Source organism: Nesterenkonia aethiopica, from assembly GCF_039534665.1.
GTDB classification, from domain to species: domain Bacteria; phylum Actinomycetota; class Actinomycetes; order Actinomycetales; family Micrococcaceae; genus Nesterenkonia; species Nesterenkonia aethiopica.
Window position 1 is genome coordinate 1 of sequence record NZ_BAAAVT010000013.1, and the last position, 16658, is coordinate 16658.

Below are 16658 nucleotides of genomic sequence, written 5' to 3' on the forward strand. Positions count from 1 at the left end.
CGGTGACGATGTTGCTGACCACGTTGCCGATCATCTGTCTGTATCCGTTCCTGCAGAAGTATTTCGTGCGGGGGATCATGCTCGGATCCGTCAAACAGTGAGAACACGATGCAGGTGGTGACTCGCGGTCAGTGCCCAGCAGGGAGTGCCCAGCAGGGGTGGGGAGTCACCGGTAGGATGGTCGGGTGACATCTGAGAGCCCCGCCCCCGCCGCCGAACGCCCGGCCCACAGTGCGCAGACCGTGCTGGTGGTCGACTACGGCGCCCAGTATGCCCAGCTGATCGCCCGCCGCGTCCGTGAGGCGCGCGTCTACTCCGAGGTCGTCCCGCACACGCTCTCGGCCCAGGAGATCATCGACCGTCGCCCCTCGGCGGTCATCCTCTCCGGCGGCCCCTCCAGCGTGTACGCCGAGGGCGCCCCGGCGGTGGAGTCCGCGCTCTTCGAGGCCGGCATCCCGGTGCTCGGGATCTGCTACGGATTCCAGGCCATGGCCCACGCCTTGGGCGGGGAGGTCGCCCGCACCGGCGACCGTGAGTACGGCAAGACGGAGGTGCGCTCCACCACGGCGCCGCACTCGCTGCTGGACGGCACCGGCACGGTGCAGACCACCTGGATGTCCCATTCGGACTCGGTGCAGCGTGCACCGGAGGGCTTCGAGGTTCTGGCCTGCTCCGACGGCGCCCCCGTGGCGGCCTTCGCCGATGAGACTCGCCGGCTCTACGGCGTCCAGTGGCACCCGGAGGTCAAGCACTCCCCGCAGGGCCAGCGGGTGCTGGAGAACTTCCTCTACGGCGGCGCAGGGCTGACGCCGGAGTGGACCACCGGCAACATCGTCGAGGAGCAGGTCGCGGCGATCCGCGCCCAGGTCGGCGACGCCCGGGTCATCTGTGGGCTCTCCGGCGGTGTCGACTCCGCCGTCGCGGCCGCCCTGGTCCAGAAGGCCGTGGGAGAGCAGCTGACCTGTGTGTTCATCGATCACGGACTGCTGCGCGAGGGCGAGGCCGATCAGGTGGAGCGGGACTTCGTCGCCGCCACCGGGGCGAAGCTGCATGTGGCCGACGAACGCGACCGGTTCCTGAGCGCGCTGGCCGGGGTGACGGATCCGGAGCAGAAGCGCAAGATCATCGGCCGCGAGTTCATCCGCGCCTTCGAGGCCGCGGAGGCCGCCGTGCTGCAGGAGGCTGCCGCCGAAGGAGCCCGTGTGGAGTTCCTCGTCCAGGGCACCCTCTACCCCGACGTCGTCGAGTCCGGCGGCGGCGAGGGTGCGGCCAACATCAAGTCTCACCACAATGTGGGCGGGCTGCCCGAGGACATGCAGTTCAAACTCGTCGAGCCGCTGCGCAGCCTCTTCAAGGACGAGGTGCGTGCCGTGGGCGCCGAGCTGGGGCTGCCCGCAGAGATCGTCCAGCGCCAGCCGTTCCCGGGGCCGGGGCTGGGCATCCGCATCATTGGAGAGGTCACCGCCGAGCGTCTGGACATCCTGCGCCGCGCCGACGCCATCGCCCGTGAGGAGCTCACCGCCGCGGGTCTGGACGGCGAGGTCTGGCAGATGCCTGTGGTGCTTCTCGCCGATGTTCGCTCAGTGGGCGTCCAGGGCGACGGTCGCACCTATGGGCACCCGGTCGTGCTGCGACCGGTCAGCTCCGAGGACGCGATGACCGCTGACTGGTCGCGCCTGCCCTTCGACCTGCTGGCCCGCATCTCCAACCGCATCACCAATGAGGTCCAGGAGATCAACCGGGTAACTCTCGATGTGACCTCGAAGCCCCCGGGGACTATCGAATGGGAATGATCTAGCATCACACGTCCATGTGAAGGTGATCCTGCCGGAAGGTCAGAAGTGAGCAGAGACGAGTCCACGTCTGAGGAGAGGACCCAGCTGTCCGCGGAGGAGATCGAAGCCGCGGCCGAGGCCGAGGAGTCGGCCGAGGCGTCATCGGATGACTGCCAGCCGGCTGACACCTCCGAGTTCACGCAGAGCGAGCTCGCGGAGATCCGCACCTCGCAGGCCGACGACCCGGTGACGGCCTGGGTGGAGGCGCTGCACTCCGGCACGGAGAACGACACGATGCTGCGGTTCACCCCCTCCCAGCACAATGCCGTCGACCTCACCGAGTCGAACTCCTCCGGGCTCATGCAGCTGCTGGCCGGCCGACGGACGCGGCTGTCCACTCTGCTCAACGAATCCGGCGCGTTCGCCGCCGGACGCGAGGCGGCTCGAGGCATCCGCGCCAAGGTGCGGGAGATGGCCGAGGAGCGTGGCATCGACGTCGGCTTCCTCGCTGCGGGCATCGCCTCCTGGACCGAGACCACCGACGCCGGCGCTGAGCAGTTCACCGCTCCGGTGATGCTGGTGCCGATCACGCTGAGGCCCCGCCCGGACAATGACGACTACGAGATCCAGTTCTCCGCGTCCGCCCGGCTGAATCCCGCCCTGGCTCGCCACATGGACCGCCGGCACGGCATCACCCTGGACCCGGAGGAGTTCCACGCCGCAGGCTACGCCACAGCCCGCTTCGACCCTGTCCGGACCGCTGAACTGCTCAGCCGCCTGGTGGCCGACTCCGTGGATGCCCTGCAGGTGTGGCGACAGACCTACGTCTCCACCTTCGCGGACCTCGCCGACCTGGGAAACCCGGAGGCCCTCGACCGCGAGCACCCGGTGCTGCGTGCGCTGGCGACCTCCGACCGCCTGGCCGGACCCGAGGTTCAGGCCCCTCCGGTGGACGAGCGGGACCCCCGGGAGGAGAAGCTCGTCCTCGACGCCGACCCGGATCAGCAGGCCGTGCTGGACGCCGTCGAGGCCGGAGCCTCGATGGTGGTCTCGGCCCCTCCGGGGAGCGGCCAGACCCAGACGGCGATCAACGCGGTGGCGGCTCTGGCCTGGACCGGCCGCCGCACGCTGGTGGTCGCTGAGCGCACCTCCACTCTGGAGGAGCTCCGCCGTCGTCTGAAGGACGCCCGGCTGGGGACGCTGGCGCTGCACGTGCCGGCCTCCACCACGGGTGAGGACCTGCGGGAGCAGATGGTGCGGGCCATCAAACGTGCCGAACGGGCGGAGCCCCCGCGCCTGGCCGCCCTGCATCAGCGTCTCGTGGACCGGCGGCATCAGCTGCTGGACCACGTGAAGTCCCTGCACAATGTGCGCTCCCGCTGGAACTGCTCGCCCTATCAGGCCATGCAGGCCCTGGCTGCATTGACCTCGCTGAACCCGGCGCCGTCGACCGCCGTGCGGCTGAAGCGCTCGGTGCTGGACAACACGGTGGACCGCAGCCAGGTGACGGTGAAGCTGCGTCGCGCCGCGGAGCTGGGCGCCTTCGATTCGGAGACCCGGAACAGCCCTTGGTACAACGCCCGGCTGCGGAATCGCCAGGAGACCGAGGACGCGATGGCCCTGGTGAAGGATCTCCGCGAGGAACTCCCCAAGCTGAAGGCGCAGATGGAGGTCGCCACCGCGGTGACCGGCCTGAGGATGGGGGAGAGCTTCACCGACTGGCACGCCCAGGTGCTGCTGTTCCAGCGGGTCCAGGAGTCGCTGGGCCGGTTCAGCCATGACGTCTATGCCAAGCCGGTCGACGACCTGATCGCCGCCACCGCACCCGGCTGGTGGCGCCGCCAGCACGAGATCGAGATGAGCTCTATGGCACGCTCCCGGCTGCGGCGGGTCGCCAAGGAGTATGTCCGCCCTGGGGTGTCGATCAACGATCTGCACTCCTCGCTGATCGAGGTGCAGACCGAGCGGGAGGAGTGGTCCCGGCACGCCGTGGAGGACTCCCAGCCGAAGGTGCCCAAGAGCCTGGACCGGCTGGCCGACATGATCGGGCATGTGCAGACTCGGCTGGAGAAGCTGGTGGGCGTGCTGCGGCCGGTGGATCCTGAGGACGACGCCGACCGGGATCTGCTGGACATGCCGGCCGAGGAGATGATCTCCACGGTGGAGACCCTCGCCGAGGATGAGAAGCCCCTGGAGACGCTGCCGGAGCGCACCCTGGTCACGGAACAGCTGCGTGAGCAGGGCTTCCGTGAGCTGATGGACGACTTCTCCGCCCGCGAGGTCCCCGCCGAGCGTGTCGCCGACGAGCTGGAGCTGGCCTGGTGGCAGTCCGCGCTGGAGGCGATGATCTCGGGCGACGACTACCTGGCCATGACCACCGGGGAGAATCTCCGCAGCATCGAGGCCGAGTTCCGGGCCGCCGATGCCGCCCATGTGGAGACCGGCGCACAGCGGCTGACCCATGCGCTGGCGGTGCGCTGGAAGTCCGCCGTCGAGTCCCACCCGGAGGCTGCGGCCCGGCTCAAGGAGCTGCTGCGCGACGGTGAGCCCACCGTGACCGGGCTGGACGCCGTCGACAGCGCGCTCACCCAGCCGCTGGTGCCGGTATGGACCAGCTCTCCGTTGGGTGTGGCCGAGCAGTTCCCGGCCCAGGCCCGCTTCGACACGGTCATTCTGCTGGACGCGGAGACGCTGTCGGTGCCGGCCGCGCTGGGCCCGATCTCCCGGGCCGAGCAGGTCATCGCCTTCGGCGACCCCGTCTCCGGCACCCCGAAGCCCTTCCACGTGTCGGCGGATCCCGCGGCCCGCGAGGCGGGGCAGCAGGTGCCGACGTCGATCTTCGCGGAGCTGGCCGAGGTGCTCCCGCAGCACCGGCTGCGCCGGGTGCACAGGGGTGTGGACCAGGAGCTGACCGAGCTGCTCTCCGAAGCGCTCTACGAGGGGGATCTGGAGCGTCTGCCCGATGCCGCCCAGCTGACCGGGCAGGGCCGCCGTCTGGTGGTGGAGCACCTCGGTGACGCCCTGGGCCGACCGGGGGCACGCGACTCGGTGGAGTCCCCGACCGTGGAGGTCAACCGGGTGGTGGACATGGTCTTCGACCACGTGCGCACCAGCAAGGACCGGTCGCTGGCGGTGGTCACCGGCTCCGAGTGGCATGCTCGGCGCGTGGCGGATGCGATCCGGGTGAACCTGGCCAATCACAGCTGGGCGCGGCCCTTCTTCGACTCTGACGAGGGGGAGAGCTTCGTCGTCGCCCCGGTGGAACGTGCTCACCATCTGGTGCGGGACCGAGTGATCTTCTCGCTCGGCTATGGGCGCAGCATCAAGGGCGAACCGGTGCATCACTTCGGAGAGCTCTCCGAGCCGCGCGGCGAAGAGCTGTTCGCCGTGGCGACGACGCGGGCGCGCGGCGAGCTGACCGTGGTGACGTCTCTGGCGCCCGAGGACCTGGACCCTGCCGGGCTGGAGTCCGGAGCCGCTCTGATGCGGGGCCTGATCGAGCTGGGTCTGCGTGCAGAGGACAACCCCTCCGGCTCTGGTTCCCTGAAGGACCCGCTGGTGCTGGACCTGGTGGACCGGATCCGTGCTCGCGGGGGTCGTGTGGAGGACGGATTCCGCGGCACGCTGGATCTGGCGGCCTGCCCGCGGAAGATCAGCCCGCAGTCGCCGGTGGTGCCGCTGGCGATGGTCTCCGACGGCACGGACACCTACGCGGCGATGAGTGTGCGTGAACGTTCCCGGCAGCGGCCTGCTGCCTTCGAGGCGCTGGGCTGGCACTATCTGGTGCTGTGGACCATCGAGGTGTTCTCCGATCCGATCCGCTGCACCGAGGTGGTCGCGGAGAAGGTGGGCCTGGCCGCCGGTCCCGAGTTCGCCGAGCATGGACGGATCGCGCTGAACACCACCGGAGCGCTGGCGGAGCGGCTGCCGCGCGATGGTGCCGGGGCGCGGGTTCGCTTCGGCGGAGCCGCCGACGCGGAGGACGAAGATTCGCATCGGCGTGCCACCACCTGGGCCCCGCCGCGGGAGCGCGGCAAGTGGGTGCGATGACGCCTGCGGCCGACGCGCCCGACGGCACGGATCTGGACGGCCCGGCTCCCGACGGCACGGATCCGGACGGGGTGGGGGCGCAGCGCTCGGGACGCCGGGGACGGCGTCGCGTGATCGCGCCCGCCACCTCTGGGCAGCCGGAGGAGACCGAGTCGCAGGCGTTCATCCCCGCCTCGCTGGAAGACTCTGCGCAGGACGATGCGGCCCCGGCCTCGAAGGGGGCGTCAGGCTCCGGAGGGCCTGACCCTGACCGGAAGTCGCCCCTGAGCGCGCGGGATCGATGGATCCTGGAGCAGCGCCCACCCCACTGGGACTGAGTCCTCGACGCTGGTGGGGTGTTCCTCCACAGGGCCGTCGCGTGCGGCGCTGACACGCGCGACGATCCACACCCTCGCCCGACGTTCTCGTCGTGTGGGTCTGTGAGCGGCAGGGTGGAGGGCATGACGCTCACCGCAGGACCTGCTCGCCTCCCACCGCCGCCGCGCCCCGGCGGATCCGCCGGACCCGCCGACTCCCGCAGCGCGGTCGCTGCCCGACGATCCGCGGGGACCGCTGCCGGCGCGATCACGCGGCGGAGCCGTCGTGCACAGGCCCAGAGACCGGGATCCCCGACGCCGCCCCGTTCAGGCGTCCGACGTCGCCCTCCACGGGTGGCGCGCAGGCTGCGCGGAGGAGGCTTGGGCCTCAGGCTGCGGCGTCTGCGGTTTCCCTTGGCGCTGCTCTGCGCGCTGGGTGCGGTGCTGGCCGGGCTCGCCGCGGGTGTGGAGTCCCGTGGGGAGACGGCGACGGCGGTGCGGGTGACCCAGGATGTCTCGGCCGGGGATGAGTTGACGGCCGCGGTGCTGGAGGAGGTCTCGGTGGACGCCGAGGCCGTACCGGGCGAGGAGCCGGTCCGCGTGGAGGATCTGCTGGGCCGCCAGGCAGCCGTCCCTCTGCCTCGCGGGGCGATGGTCCTGCCGTCGCAGCTGGTCGGCCCGGGGCTGCTGGCGGGCCAGCCCGAGGACCATGTGGCGGTGCCGGTGCGCCCGGCGGACACGGCGCTGGTGGGGATGCTCAGCCCGGGCCAGCGGGTGGATGTGATCCTCTCCTCCGAGTCGCTGGAGGACGGCACCTCCTCGCGGACCGTGGCCCGTGCCGCGCCGGTGCTGTGGGTCCCCTCAGGCGAGAGCGACGACTGGTTTCCGCAGGCCGGCGACGCCGGCCAGGTGGTGGTCGTCGGGGTGGATCCGTCCACGGCCCAGGACATCGCGCAGGCAGCCCACGAGGGGCGTTTGCATCTGAGCCTGGTGGGGTGAGGGCAGGCCCGACGTCGAGGGCCGGTGCCTCAGTCGGCCGTGGCGGAGGCCGCAGCGGGCTTGGGCGCCGAGGAGGAGCTGGAGGAGGGGCTGGAGGACGACTCGGAGCTGGAGGAGGAGCCGCGCGAGTCGGTGCGGTAGAAGCCCGACCCCTTGAAGGTCACCCCCACGCTGCCGAACTTCTTGCGCAGTGTGCCCGAGCACTCCGGGCACACGGTCAGCGAGTCGTCGCTGAACGACTGGACGATGTCGAAGGCGTGGCCGCAGGCCTTGCAGGCGTAGGAGTACGTGGGCATCGGATTCCTCAGTCAGGGGACAGTCGGCAGGCTCACCGGTCGGGTGCCGCCGCATGGACATCTGCCGACCACTGATTCTATACCGCCGCGAGGCACCGGCGGGTCAGCGGAGTCTGCGGAGCCCCTCGGGCGTCACCACCGCGTCGACCGCGAGGTCATGGGGCTCCACGGGGAAGGACCCGGCTGGCAGGACCTCTTCCGGTCCCACCACCGCCCAGGCGGACACCTGCTCACGCAGGTCAGCGGCCTCCACTTCGGCGAACATGCGGTCGTAGTAGCCGCCGCCCTGGCCCAGGCGATGCCCGGAGGTGTCCACGGCCAGGGCGGGCAGCAGCATCTGCAGCGGGCCCTCGGCCAGGACGTCACTCAGCGTCTGAGCGTGGCCGACCGGTTCGTCCAGAGGCAGCACAGGGTGGCGTCGTGTCTCGGACTGCGCGGCCCAGCTGACCCATTCCAAGCGGGGCACCGGGTCGTCCGCGACGCGGGGGAGCAGCACCTGGCCTCCGCGGCGCAGATGCCGGGTCAGGAACGGCCGGACATCGGGTTCGTGGGCCATCGGAAGATACGCGGCCACGCGTGCCCGGGCCGGCACATGCTCCTCGAGCACCCGTCCCAGAGCATCCGCGCGGCGAGCACTCTCGGCGACGTCGAGGGTGCTGCGGGCTGATCGGATCCGCGCCCGGGCCGCCTTCTTGGCCTCTGCGATCTCACTCATGGGCCCACCCTACGTCCTGGTCCAGACCACAAGACGGCGGCGGGCCGAGCGCTGTCCCCGGTGCGGGGACGACCACCGATAGAAACCGCCGTCGCGATTCATCAGGGAGACGCATCCCGACACGAGGGACACAGATCCAGCGGCCCAGGTTCAGTTCCGCGGGTGAAGCTCGCCACGCATCTGGTCGGCCAGAGCCGCGTACCGCGGACGGAACGCGTAGACGCACAGCAGACGCAGCAGGCTGGCCTGCTCATAGACCGCCACGGCGTCCTCCACGGGAGAGTCCAGCACCCGGGACAGCTCCGCAGCCGTGCCGTCCACCGCCAGGAGGACCGTCTCGGCCTGGCCCGTGCTCCAGACGCCTTGACGACGGCGCCAGGTCGCATGCGCCCGCAGGTTCCCCAGGTCCAGCGCAGGGTCGGCGAGACAGGCGGTGTCCACGTCCAGCAGCCCCGGCCCCTGGTCGGCGGACCAGAGCACCTGCTTGTCGTGCAGGTCCCGGTGGGCGGGCCGCGGGGTCATCTGCGGCAGCCTTTGCAGTGCGACGGCGGTCGACTCCACGGCTTCGATGAACAGCTCCGCCTCCGCCTGGCCCGTCCGCAGCACCGGCATGGCCTGCTCCGTCCAGCGGCGCAGCACACCGATCTCGTCTCCCGGGGCATGTACCGGCAGCCCGGATGCCGGGACCGGGCGGAGCACCGCCTCGCGCCACGCCTCCAGGACCTCGCCCCAGGCCCGGGCCCAACCGGGTCCTGCGGCGGCGTCGTCCTCACTGACCTCATGCAGTCCCGCGCCGGCCAAGGAGGCGAACGTCACGGAGGACTCGTCATGAGTGAGCACCCGCGGGGTGCGGAAGGGGCCGTCGAAGGTCGCCGCGCGCGCCACGCCGTCGAGGATGCTCTGGGCACGACCGGGCCGCACCAGTTTGCGGAACTCCACGGCCGAGCCGTCCTGGTGACCCGACGTGGTGCCGTCCGGGCTTCGGCGCACCACGGCCCGTCGACCCGGCCGATGAGAGACGACGACGGCGCCGGGGCCACGCAGCTCCGTCAGCTGCGGCAGTCGCGGGTCGCTCCACGCTTCGAAGAGCTCCAGAACTCCGGTCCCGCTGTGATACCACCCGGCGCGCAGCGCTCCGGAGGTGTCAAGGGCCTCCACCGCAAGTCGTGTTCGACTCGATGCGGCCGGCGACCGCTTCTCCGGCCACACGCGCGTCACGGTCACCGGCCCGGCCTCGGTGTCCAGATGCTCCGGGGGCAGCGGCGACAGCGCCGACCCGGTGCGGGGTGCGCTCATCCGTGGATCGACCGCTCGGCCATGGAGATGCGCCGCGAGGCCTTCTGCGGCCAGTTCTCCTCCCGCCGGCGGAAGGGGTCCAGGGCGGCGCGAAGATGGGCGTAGGCCTCCCACGCGGCCAGGGACTCCTCATCTATGGGGGTGATCTCCCGGTAGCCCCGGAGGAACGCCTCCGCCAGCTCCACGTGGTCGGCCGCGCGGCAGGACGCCACCCAGGAGCCGACGTCGCGCATCGCGGGGCCCTGCCCGGCGCGGTCCAGATCGATGATCCGCACCCGGGAGCCGTCCTCGCCGGAGACCAGCACCTGGTCGGGAGAGAGGTCGCCGTGCAGCTCCACCAGCTCGGCCGACTCCGCCTCCTCCACCAGCGGGGAGACCATCTCGGCGAGCATGTCGGCCCGCTGGCCCAGCCAGGGTGCGATGAGTCCGATGGAGTGGACTGCCTCGGCCACATCCGGGTCGAGCACCCGGTCAGGAGCCTCGCCCAGCTCGCCGGAACGGACGTGGAGCTCCGCCACGATGGTCCCGGCGGTCTCCGCCGCGAACTCCACGGGGTGCTCCAGCAGGTCGCCCTGACCCCACCAGGGGGTCAGCAGGGCGGTGCCGCGGTCACCCAGCGGGCGCACCGGCTCCAACGGCACTCCGAGCCGACGCCACCGGTCGGCGGTCTCCAGCTGCGCGGCGGCGGGCTCAGCGGTCACCCGCACCACATGGGGGCCGCCGTCGAGCTCCACGGCGGCGACCACCCGACGTCGGGGGTTGTAGCGCAGGACCCGCCATGGCAGCTCAGCGCCGGCCGTCTCGGCCAGAGCCTGACGGGCCTCCAGCAGCTCCCGGGCCAGGGCCGGGTCCGACCACAGGGAGCCCGAGACCCGATAGACGGGCTCGTCCTGGTGGACGGTGAGGCGCTGGTCCACCCGCTCGGCGCGGGCCAGAGACTTGGCGTACTTGTCCTGGTCGCGGGAGATGACGGTCCAGCCGTGGTGCGCCGGACCTTCGGCGTCGACGTCCACCGGCTCCCCGCCGGTGAGGTCCACATCGGTGCGCTCCCAGGCCAGCACCACGCTGCGCTCCGGCTTCACCCGCAGGTGCCGGCCGCGCACCGGCATGCCCAGCCAGCTGGACAGGGCGGCGTCGTCGAGCAGCTGGGCCACCTGGTCCAGCTGGGCGATCTCGGCCACGGCCACATCGGCCTCATGCGCCTGCGGAGCGCGGATCTTCACCGGAGGCACCGGCATCGTGCGGTAGGTGGCCTGGGCGAGCTGCTCATCCGGATCGGCGGCGCCCGCGGGGATCTCCGGGGACTCCATGGGTGTCTCCAGCTCCTCCGGGGAGACCGCTCCGCGCGCCGCCTGAAGCGGCCGGGCGGCGTCCTCGGGTGCCGGCTCCGCTGTGGTTCGTGCTGCGCTCACGCATTCGCCCTCTCGTCCAGGGCGGGGTCCTCCGCGCGCTGCCGCGCGGCGGGCACACCCGCCGTCCCGTCGACGGCCGCCGCCTCGGGGCTCTCCCGGGGCGAGGTCTCCTGCTGGGTCGACGCCCAGCGAGCGACCCGGCTGGACTCGTCGGCGAGCAGCTCGTCCGGTGAGCCGTCCTCGACGATGCGACCGTCCTGAAGCCAGAGTATGCGGTCCAGACCTTGGAGGGTGCTGAGATCATGCGTGATGGCGACTGTGGTCCGCCCTCGGGTGAGCTCGCGCAGCGAGGCTTCCACCAGGGCGCGGGACGCCGGATCCAAGCCCGTGGTGGCCTCGTCGAGCACCACGATGGGGGCGTCGCGGACCAGGGCCCGCGCGATGGCGATGCGCTGACGCTGCCCCCCAGAGAGCGTGTCCCCGCGGGCGCCGAGCACGGTGTCGTAGCCCTGCGGCAGGGCGCGGATGAACTCATGGGCCCCCGCCCGGCGGGCCGCCTCCTCGACCTGGTCGTCGGTGGCGTCGAGCCGTCCGTAGCGGATGTTCTCCCGCACCGAGGAGGCGAACAGCACCGACTCCTGCAGCAGGATGGAGATGTTGCGTCGCAGGTCTGCCCGCCGCACCCGCCGGGTGTCGCAGCCGTCCACCAGCACTGCGCCGTCGTCGGGGTCGGCCAGCCGCAGGAGGTAGCCCGCCAGCGTGGACTTCCCGGACCCGGAGGGTCCCAGCAGGCCGACACGCTGACCGGCCGGGATGTGCAGGCTCAGGTCCTCGAAGAGCTCCCGGCCGTGGCCGTCGCGGGCAGTGACGCGGTAGAACGCGACGTCGCCGGAGACCCGCCCCATCGGCAGGGCGGGGTCCGGGTCGGTGATCTCCACCGGCTCGTCCAGCAGGTCGGCGATGCGCTCGCCGGAGGCCGCCGCTCGGGCGATGCGGCCGGTGTACTTGGCCATGTCCCGCAGCGGCTTCATCGCGATCTTCAGGTACATCAGGAACAGCACCATGTCCCCGGGGGTCATCACCCCGCGCAGCACCTGCCAGCCGCCGAAGCCGAGCACGACGGCGGTGGAGATCCCCACCAGCACGTCGGTGGAGCGCTCCAGACGGGCGGCGAGCTTACGGGCTCGGATGCCGGCCTTCAACGCGGTGGCGTTGCCTGCGGCGAAGCTGGAGGCCACCACAGACTCGAGGCCGTAGGCCTGCACCACGCGGATGGCGGCCAGCGCCTCGGCGGCGTCCCCCACCAGCTGGCCCTCGCCCTTGCGGGTGGCTCGGGAGGCCGAGGAGATCTTCGGGGAGGAGAACCGGGAGATCACGAAGTACAGCCCGGCGGTGACCAGCACCACCAGCGAGAGCGTGGGGTTCATGATGATGACCACCACGAACAGGGCGACCAGGGTCAGCACGTTGCCCACCAGCGGCAGTCCTGCGGTGACCGCGACCTCCTGCAGCCGGCCCATGTCGCCCACGAGCCGCTGAGAGGTGTCACCCACCGAGGCGGTGGAGTGGTAGCGCAGGGACAGTGACTGGATGTGGTCGAACACCCGGGTGCGCAGCCGGGTGACCACCTTCACCCCGGTCTTGGCGAACGCGATGGTGGAGACGTAGTTGCACACGGCCCGCCCCCCGACGATTCCGGCCAGCAGCAGCGCCCACAGCACCACTGTGGTGGTGACGTCCCCGGCGAGACCCGTGGTCTCGGCCAGCTGGGCGCCGAGCGCCTCGGTGACGGCGTCGACGGCGAACTTCACCGGCCAGGGCTCCAGGATGCGGAACGCGACATCACCGGCCAGGGCGATGAGCCCGAGGATGATCAGCAGCTTGTGCTCGCCCAGATGCGGCAGCAGCATCCGCAGGGTCCGGGAGACGGCCTGACGGTGCTGGCGGCGGGAGGCGGCGGAGGCGGCGCTCATCGAGGGCTCACCTGCTCGGGCGCCTGGAGTTCCGCGTGGTGTTCCAGGCGGCGCCCCGGCTGCGGCAGCAGCGCGAGCAGCTGGGCGCAGCGGCGCTGCCAGCTGTGCTCAGCGACGGCGGCGGCCCGCCCGGAGGCGGCCAGCCGGGCCCGCAGTTCAGGACGCCGGGCCAGCTGATCCAGGGCGTTGGCCAGGGCGTCGACGTCACCCGGGGCGACCAGCAGGCCGTGGCCGCCGTCGCCCAGGACCTCCGGCAGCTCCCCGACGGCGGAGGCGACCACGGCGACCTCGGCGGCGAGGTACTCGTAGACCTTCAGCGGAGAGAAGTAGTGCTCGGCCCCAGGGGAGGGCATCGGGTAGGGCGCGACCGCGACGTCGAAGCGACCGAGGATCTCCGGAACACGGGCCGGCGCCACCGCACCGTGGAAGTGGATGCTGTCCTGCAGCCCCAGCCGCCGGGCCAGGTCGCGCAGCGGGTCCAGCTGAGGGCCGGCACCGCAGATCTCCAGCCGCCAGGGGCGCGTGCCCCCGGCGTCGGCGGCATTGCCGGTGGCTGCGGCCACGGCCTGCAGCAGGATCTCGGTGCCGTGCCAGGGTTTGAGCGTGCCGACGAAGCCCACGGTGAAGGTGCGCAGGGAAGCAAAGTGCTCGGCATCGGCATCGGTGTCGGCATCGGCGCCGAGACCAGGCCGGATGCGGTCGGTGTTGACCCCGTTGGGGATGACGGTGACCGCGGCGTCGCCCTCCACCTGACGCACCCAGTCGGCCACCGGGCCGGAGACGCAGGCCACGATGTCGGCGGCGGCGAAGGTGCGGCGCGTGGCCTCCCAGGCGGAGGCCTCGTCGTGCAGGCTGCGGTGAGTCTGCTGCTCGGCGATGAGCGGGGCGTTGACCTCCACCGCGAAGGGGATCCCGGTGCGGGCGGCCAGCCGCGCGCCGGCGTCGGAGAACAGCGCGTAGCGCTCGTAGACGGCCTCAGCGCCGTCGAGGGCGGCCAGCTGGGCCATCTCCGCGGCCACGTGAGCCACACCGGCCTCCCGCGCCGCGGCGTCCTTGGCCCCGGGGACCGGGACGACCACCACCGGCAGATCCGCCAGGTCCTCAGGGACCGATTCGGTCTCCGGCCGGCCCGGGCGGTCGCCGCGTTTGGTGCAGTACACGGTGACCTCGTGCCCGTGCGCTCGCAGGGCGCGGACCATCTCCTGGACGTGGACGGAGGCGCCCTTGGTCCCGAAGACACCGATGCCTGGGTCGGCGAGCAGATAGGCGATCCTCATCGGGCACCTCCGACGGGTGCGGCGGTGCGCTCCACGGGCACCAGGGCGCGCAGGGCGGCGGCCTGGCGGCGGGAGTCGAAGTGCTCCTCCACCAGAGCGCGCGCCCGGTGGACCATCTGGTCATGGACGGAGGACTCGGCCACGGCCTCCTGGACCGCGTCGGCCAGGGCGCCGACGTCGCCGCTGGGCACCAGCCACCCGGTCTCGCCGGGGACGACCACCTCACCGACGGCGGTGACATCGGCCGCCACGCAGCGGATGCCGCGCGCCATCGCCTCCAGGAGCACGGTGGGCAGTCCGTCGGCGTTGCCGTCGGAGCCGACCACGAAGGGGGCGACGAACACGTCGTCGGTGCCGAGTCGCGCGGAGACCTCGGCCTGGGTGAGCGGACCCAGCAGGCGGACGCGGTCGTCCAGTCCGAGCCGATCGATCTGGGCGGTCAGATCCCCGGCCAGCGGCCCGTCCCCGGCGATGTCGGCGGCGACGTCGACCCCGCGCGAGCGCAACATGTCGACGGCTTCGATCAGCAGGCTGAAGCCTTTCTTCTCCACCAGCCGGCCCACGGCCAGCAGCCGGGGCACCCGCGCCGGGTCGGAGCGACGTGCGCGGTCCGGGGTGAAGGGGAAGCGCTCGAGCTCCAGGCCGTTGCGCACCAGCTGCAGAGTGTCGGTGGCCTCGGGGAAGCGGCGGCGCAGATCGGCCAGGTTGTAGCCGCTGATGGTGATCGCATGGTGGGCGTCGGCGAGCTTGGCCTTCAGGTCGGTCGGGTCCACATCCTGGTGGAAGATGTCCTTGGCGTGGGCGGTGAAGGAGTAGGGCAGCCCGGCGATGCGCCCGGCCAGCCGCGCCACCGTGGTGGCCACCGAGGCGAAGTGGGCGTGGAGGTGCGTGACCCCGTGTTCGCGGGCCAGCCGTGCGACGGCGACGGCCTGGGCGGCTTCGTCATGGCTGTGGCGGCGCAGCTCCTCCCAGGCCTCGGCCACGCCCGACGCCGGCCCGGCGCTGAGAGCGTCCCACAGGCGGGTGGCCGAGCTGGGGCGCGGCACGTGCACCACAGGGGCCTTCACCCGGGCGAGCTCCGGATGGAAGCGGCTGTCCGTGGTGGGACGCAGGGAGAAGATCACGATCTGTTCGCCCTGGGCCTCGCGGGCCAGGATCTCCGAGACGACGAACGTCTCCGAGAAGCGCGGATACATCTTCAGCACGTAGCCGACCACCGGGGCGGCGGGACTGGTGGCTGCGGGACTCGGCCCCGAGGCGGTCTGTTCAGACATGGGTGGGAACCTCCATCGATTCGGTGCGGGAGTGAGCGGAGCCGGTATCCGAGGTGCGGGCCACGGAGATCAGCTCGGCGGCGAAGTCTCCGACGCGCGTCAGCCCGTCCAGGTCGATCCGGTCGCGCAGGGTGCGGCGGCCCGCGGTGTGGGCGAACCAGTCGCTCAGCGCCTCCGGGCTCAGCTGAGCGGCGTCCAGGGTGTCGACGGCGTCGACGTCGGCCAGGGCCGCCGCCCGCCGGGGCTGTTCGGCCCGGCGCGTATGCCGGGGGACCAGCAGGGCCGGCGTGGTGGTGGCCATGATCTCGGCCACTGAGTTGTAGCCCGCCATGGAGACCACGGCGGAGGCCTCCCGGACCAGTGCGGGCACATGTGCAGCGCTGCGCAGCAGCTCCACTTCGGGCCGGTCGGCGGTCAGCTCGCGCAGCCGCCCCACATCCTCGGGCGGCATCTGCGGTCCCGCAACGATCAGGTGCCGGTGGCCGCGGGGAGGCTGGGCCTGGGCGGCGGCGGTGGCGATGTGGGCGCCGTCCGAGCCGCCGCCGACGATGGTGAGCACGTAGGGTCGCGCGGCCGGGGCGCCTTCGTCATCGGGCCTGCCATGGGCGAGGTAGCCGGTAGTGCGACCCTTCGCCGCCAGGGCGGCGGGGATCTCCCCGGTGCGGCGCGGGTCATAGACGTCGGCGTCGCCGTAGATCCACATCTGGTCGTAGGCCTCGGCCACCCGTTCCGCTCCGCCGACGGACTCCCACTCGCGGGCGGCGACCTCCGGGGTGTCGAGCACGTCCCGCATGCCGAGTACCGTGCGGCAGCCCGGGCGCCCGCGCAGCAGATCCAGCGCCTCGGTGAGTTCGCCGCCCACGCCGAAGGGGTGGCGGTCGGCGATGAACAGATCGGGGGAGACGGCGTCGACGGCGGCGGCCACCGCGGAGCCGCGCAGCGCGGACATCTGAGCGGCCGGCAGGTTCATCCGGCGGGCCGCGTACCCGTCGGCGGTGCGGGCAAACCCAGGGAGCACCAGCCAGTCCCACCCGGCCGGCAGCGCGTCCCTGGCGGCGTCGGGGTGGCCGGCGATGAGCAGCCCGCCCACGGGCTCACCGGTGAGCCGTGGCAGGTCGGCGGCCAGGGCGTGGGCGATCGCCCGATTGCGGCGGGCATGGCCCAGACCCACGGAATCATGGGAGTACATGGCGATCGTGATGCTCATGGGTGCCCTCTCAGCAGGTCCGGCGCTGGTGTCGTCATCGCTGTCCAGACTCAGGGGTGTTCATGAGAGACAGATGAGAAGCTCATGAGGAGTCCATGAGACGGATGCAGGCCGGCTGGTCAGCCCGAGCGTGTCGGTCACAGGTTTC

Annotated in this window: 12 protein-coding genes and 1 pseudogene; 5 read left to right on the forward strand and 8 right to left on the reverse strand. The window is 71.9% G+C overall.

Annotated features, from left to right (window positions below; genetic code table 11):
- The 5 genes and pseudogenes from ABD658_RS10535 to cpaB form a co-directional block, all read left to right on the forward strand.
- A pseudogene (locus ABD658_RS10535) lies at positions 1–101 on the forward strand (carbohydrate ABC transporter permease); the annotation flags it as partial.
- Positions 102–242: 141 nt separating this feature from the next.
- Positions 243–1793 carry a glutamine-hydrolyzing GMP synthase gene (gene guaA / locus ABD658_RS10540; RefSeq protein ID WP_344744550.1) on the forward strand — a complete coding sequence of 517 codons (1551 nt, stop codon included), beginning with the start codon at positions 243–245 and terminating at the stop codon, positions 1791–1793.
- 48 nt (positions 1794–1841) lie between these two features.
- A complete protein-coding gene (locus ABD658_RS10545; protein ID WP_344682628.1) occupies positions 1842–5825 on the forward strand; it encodes a DUF4011 domain-containing protein in 3984 nt (1327 codons plus the stop codon).
- The gene (locus ABD658_RS10550; protein WP_344682626.1) at positions 5822–6142 is read left to right on the forward strand and encodes a hypothetical protein; all 321 of its coding nucleotides are present in this window, start codon (positions 5822–5824) and stop codon (positions 6140–6142) included. The genes ABD658_RS10545 and ABD658_RS10550 overlap by 4 nt, the downstream gene beginning before the upstream one ends.
- Positions 6143–6502: 360 nt before the next feature.
- On the forward strand, positions 6503–7120 hold the full coding sequence (cpaB, locus tag ABD658_RS10555) for a Flp pilus assembly protein CpaB (RefSeq protein ID WP_344682624.1): 618 nt from the start codon (positions 6503–6505) through the stop codon (positions 7118–7120).
- A 29-nt stretch (positions 7121–7149) separates the two neighbouring features.
- Here the strand turns inward: cpaB and ABD658_RS10560 are convergent, their stop codons facing one another.
- From ABD658_RS10560 to ABD658_RS10595, 8 genes are all read right to left on the reverse strand, one after another.
- Positions 7150–7416, reverse strand: a complete 267-nt coding sequence (locus tag ABD658_RS10560; RefSeq protein ID WP_070159051.1) for an FmdB family zinc ribbon protein — start codon at positions 7414–7416, stop codon at positions 7150–7152.
- 103 nt (positions 7417–7519) lie between these two features.
- Positions 7520–8131, reverse strand: a complete 612-nt coding sequence (locus ABD658_RS10565; protein ID WP_344682621.1) for a 5-formyltetrahydrofolate cyclo-ligase — start codon at positions 8129–8131, stop codon at positions 7520–7522.
- Positions 8132–8281: 150 nt separating this feature from the next.
- Positions 8282–9427 carry a phosphotransferase family protein gene (locus ABD658_RS10570; protein ID WP_344682619.1) on the reverse strand — a complete coding sequence of 382 codons (1146 nt, stop codon included), beginning with the start codon at positions 9425–9427 and terminating at the stop codon, positions 8282–8284.
- The gene (locus ABD658_RS10575; RefSeq protein ID WP_344682617.1) at positions 9424–10839 is read right to left on the reverse strand and encodes a phosphotransferase; all 1416 of its coding nucleotides are present in this window, start codon (positions 10837–10839) and stop codon (positions 9424–9426) included. The genes ABD658_RS10570 and ABD658_RS10575 overlap by 4 nt, the downstream gene beginning before the upstream one ends.
- A complete protein-coding gene (locus ABD658_RS10580) occupies positions 10836–12752 on the reverse strand; it encodes an ABC transporter ATP-binding protein (protein ID WP_085437771.1) in 1917 nt (638 codons plus the stop codon). Before ABD658_RS10580 ends, ABD658_RS10575 begins: the two co-directional genes overlap by 4 nt.
- Positions 12749–14029 carry a glycosyltransferase family 4 protein gene (locus tag ABD658_RS10585; protein ID WP_344744502.1) on the reverse strand — a complete coding sequence of 427 codons (1281 nt, stop codon included), beginning with the start codon at positions 14027–14029 and terminating at the stop codon, positions 12749–12751. Before ABD658_RS10585 ends, ABD658_RS10580 begins: the two co-directional genes overlap by 4 nt.
- Entirely contained in the window at positions 14026–15303 is a 1278-nt protein-coding gene (locus ABD658_RS10590) for a glycosyltransferase family 4 protein (RefSeq protein WP_344682610.1), read from the reverse strand. Before ABD658_RS10590 ends, ABD658_RS10585 begins: the two co-directional genes overlap by 4 nt.
- A complete protein-coding gene (locus ABD658_RS10595; protein ID WP_344744505.1) occupies positions 15296–16510 on the reverse strand; it encodes a glycosyltransferase family protein in 1215 nt (404 codons plus the stop codon). Before ABD658_RS10595 ends, ABD658_RS10590 begins: the two co-directional genes overlap by 8 nt.
- Positions 16511–16658 lie beyond the last annotated feature (148 nt).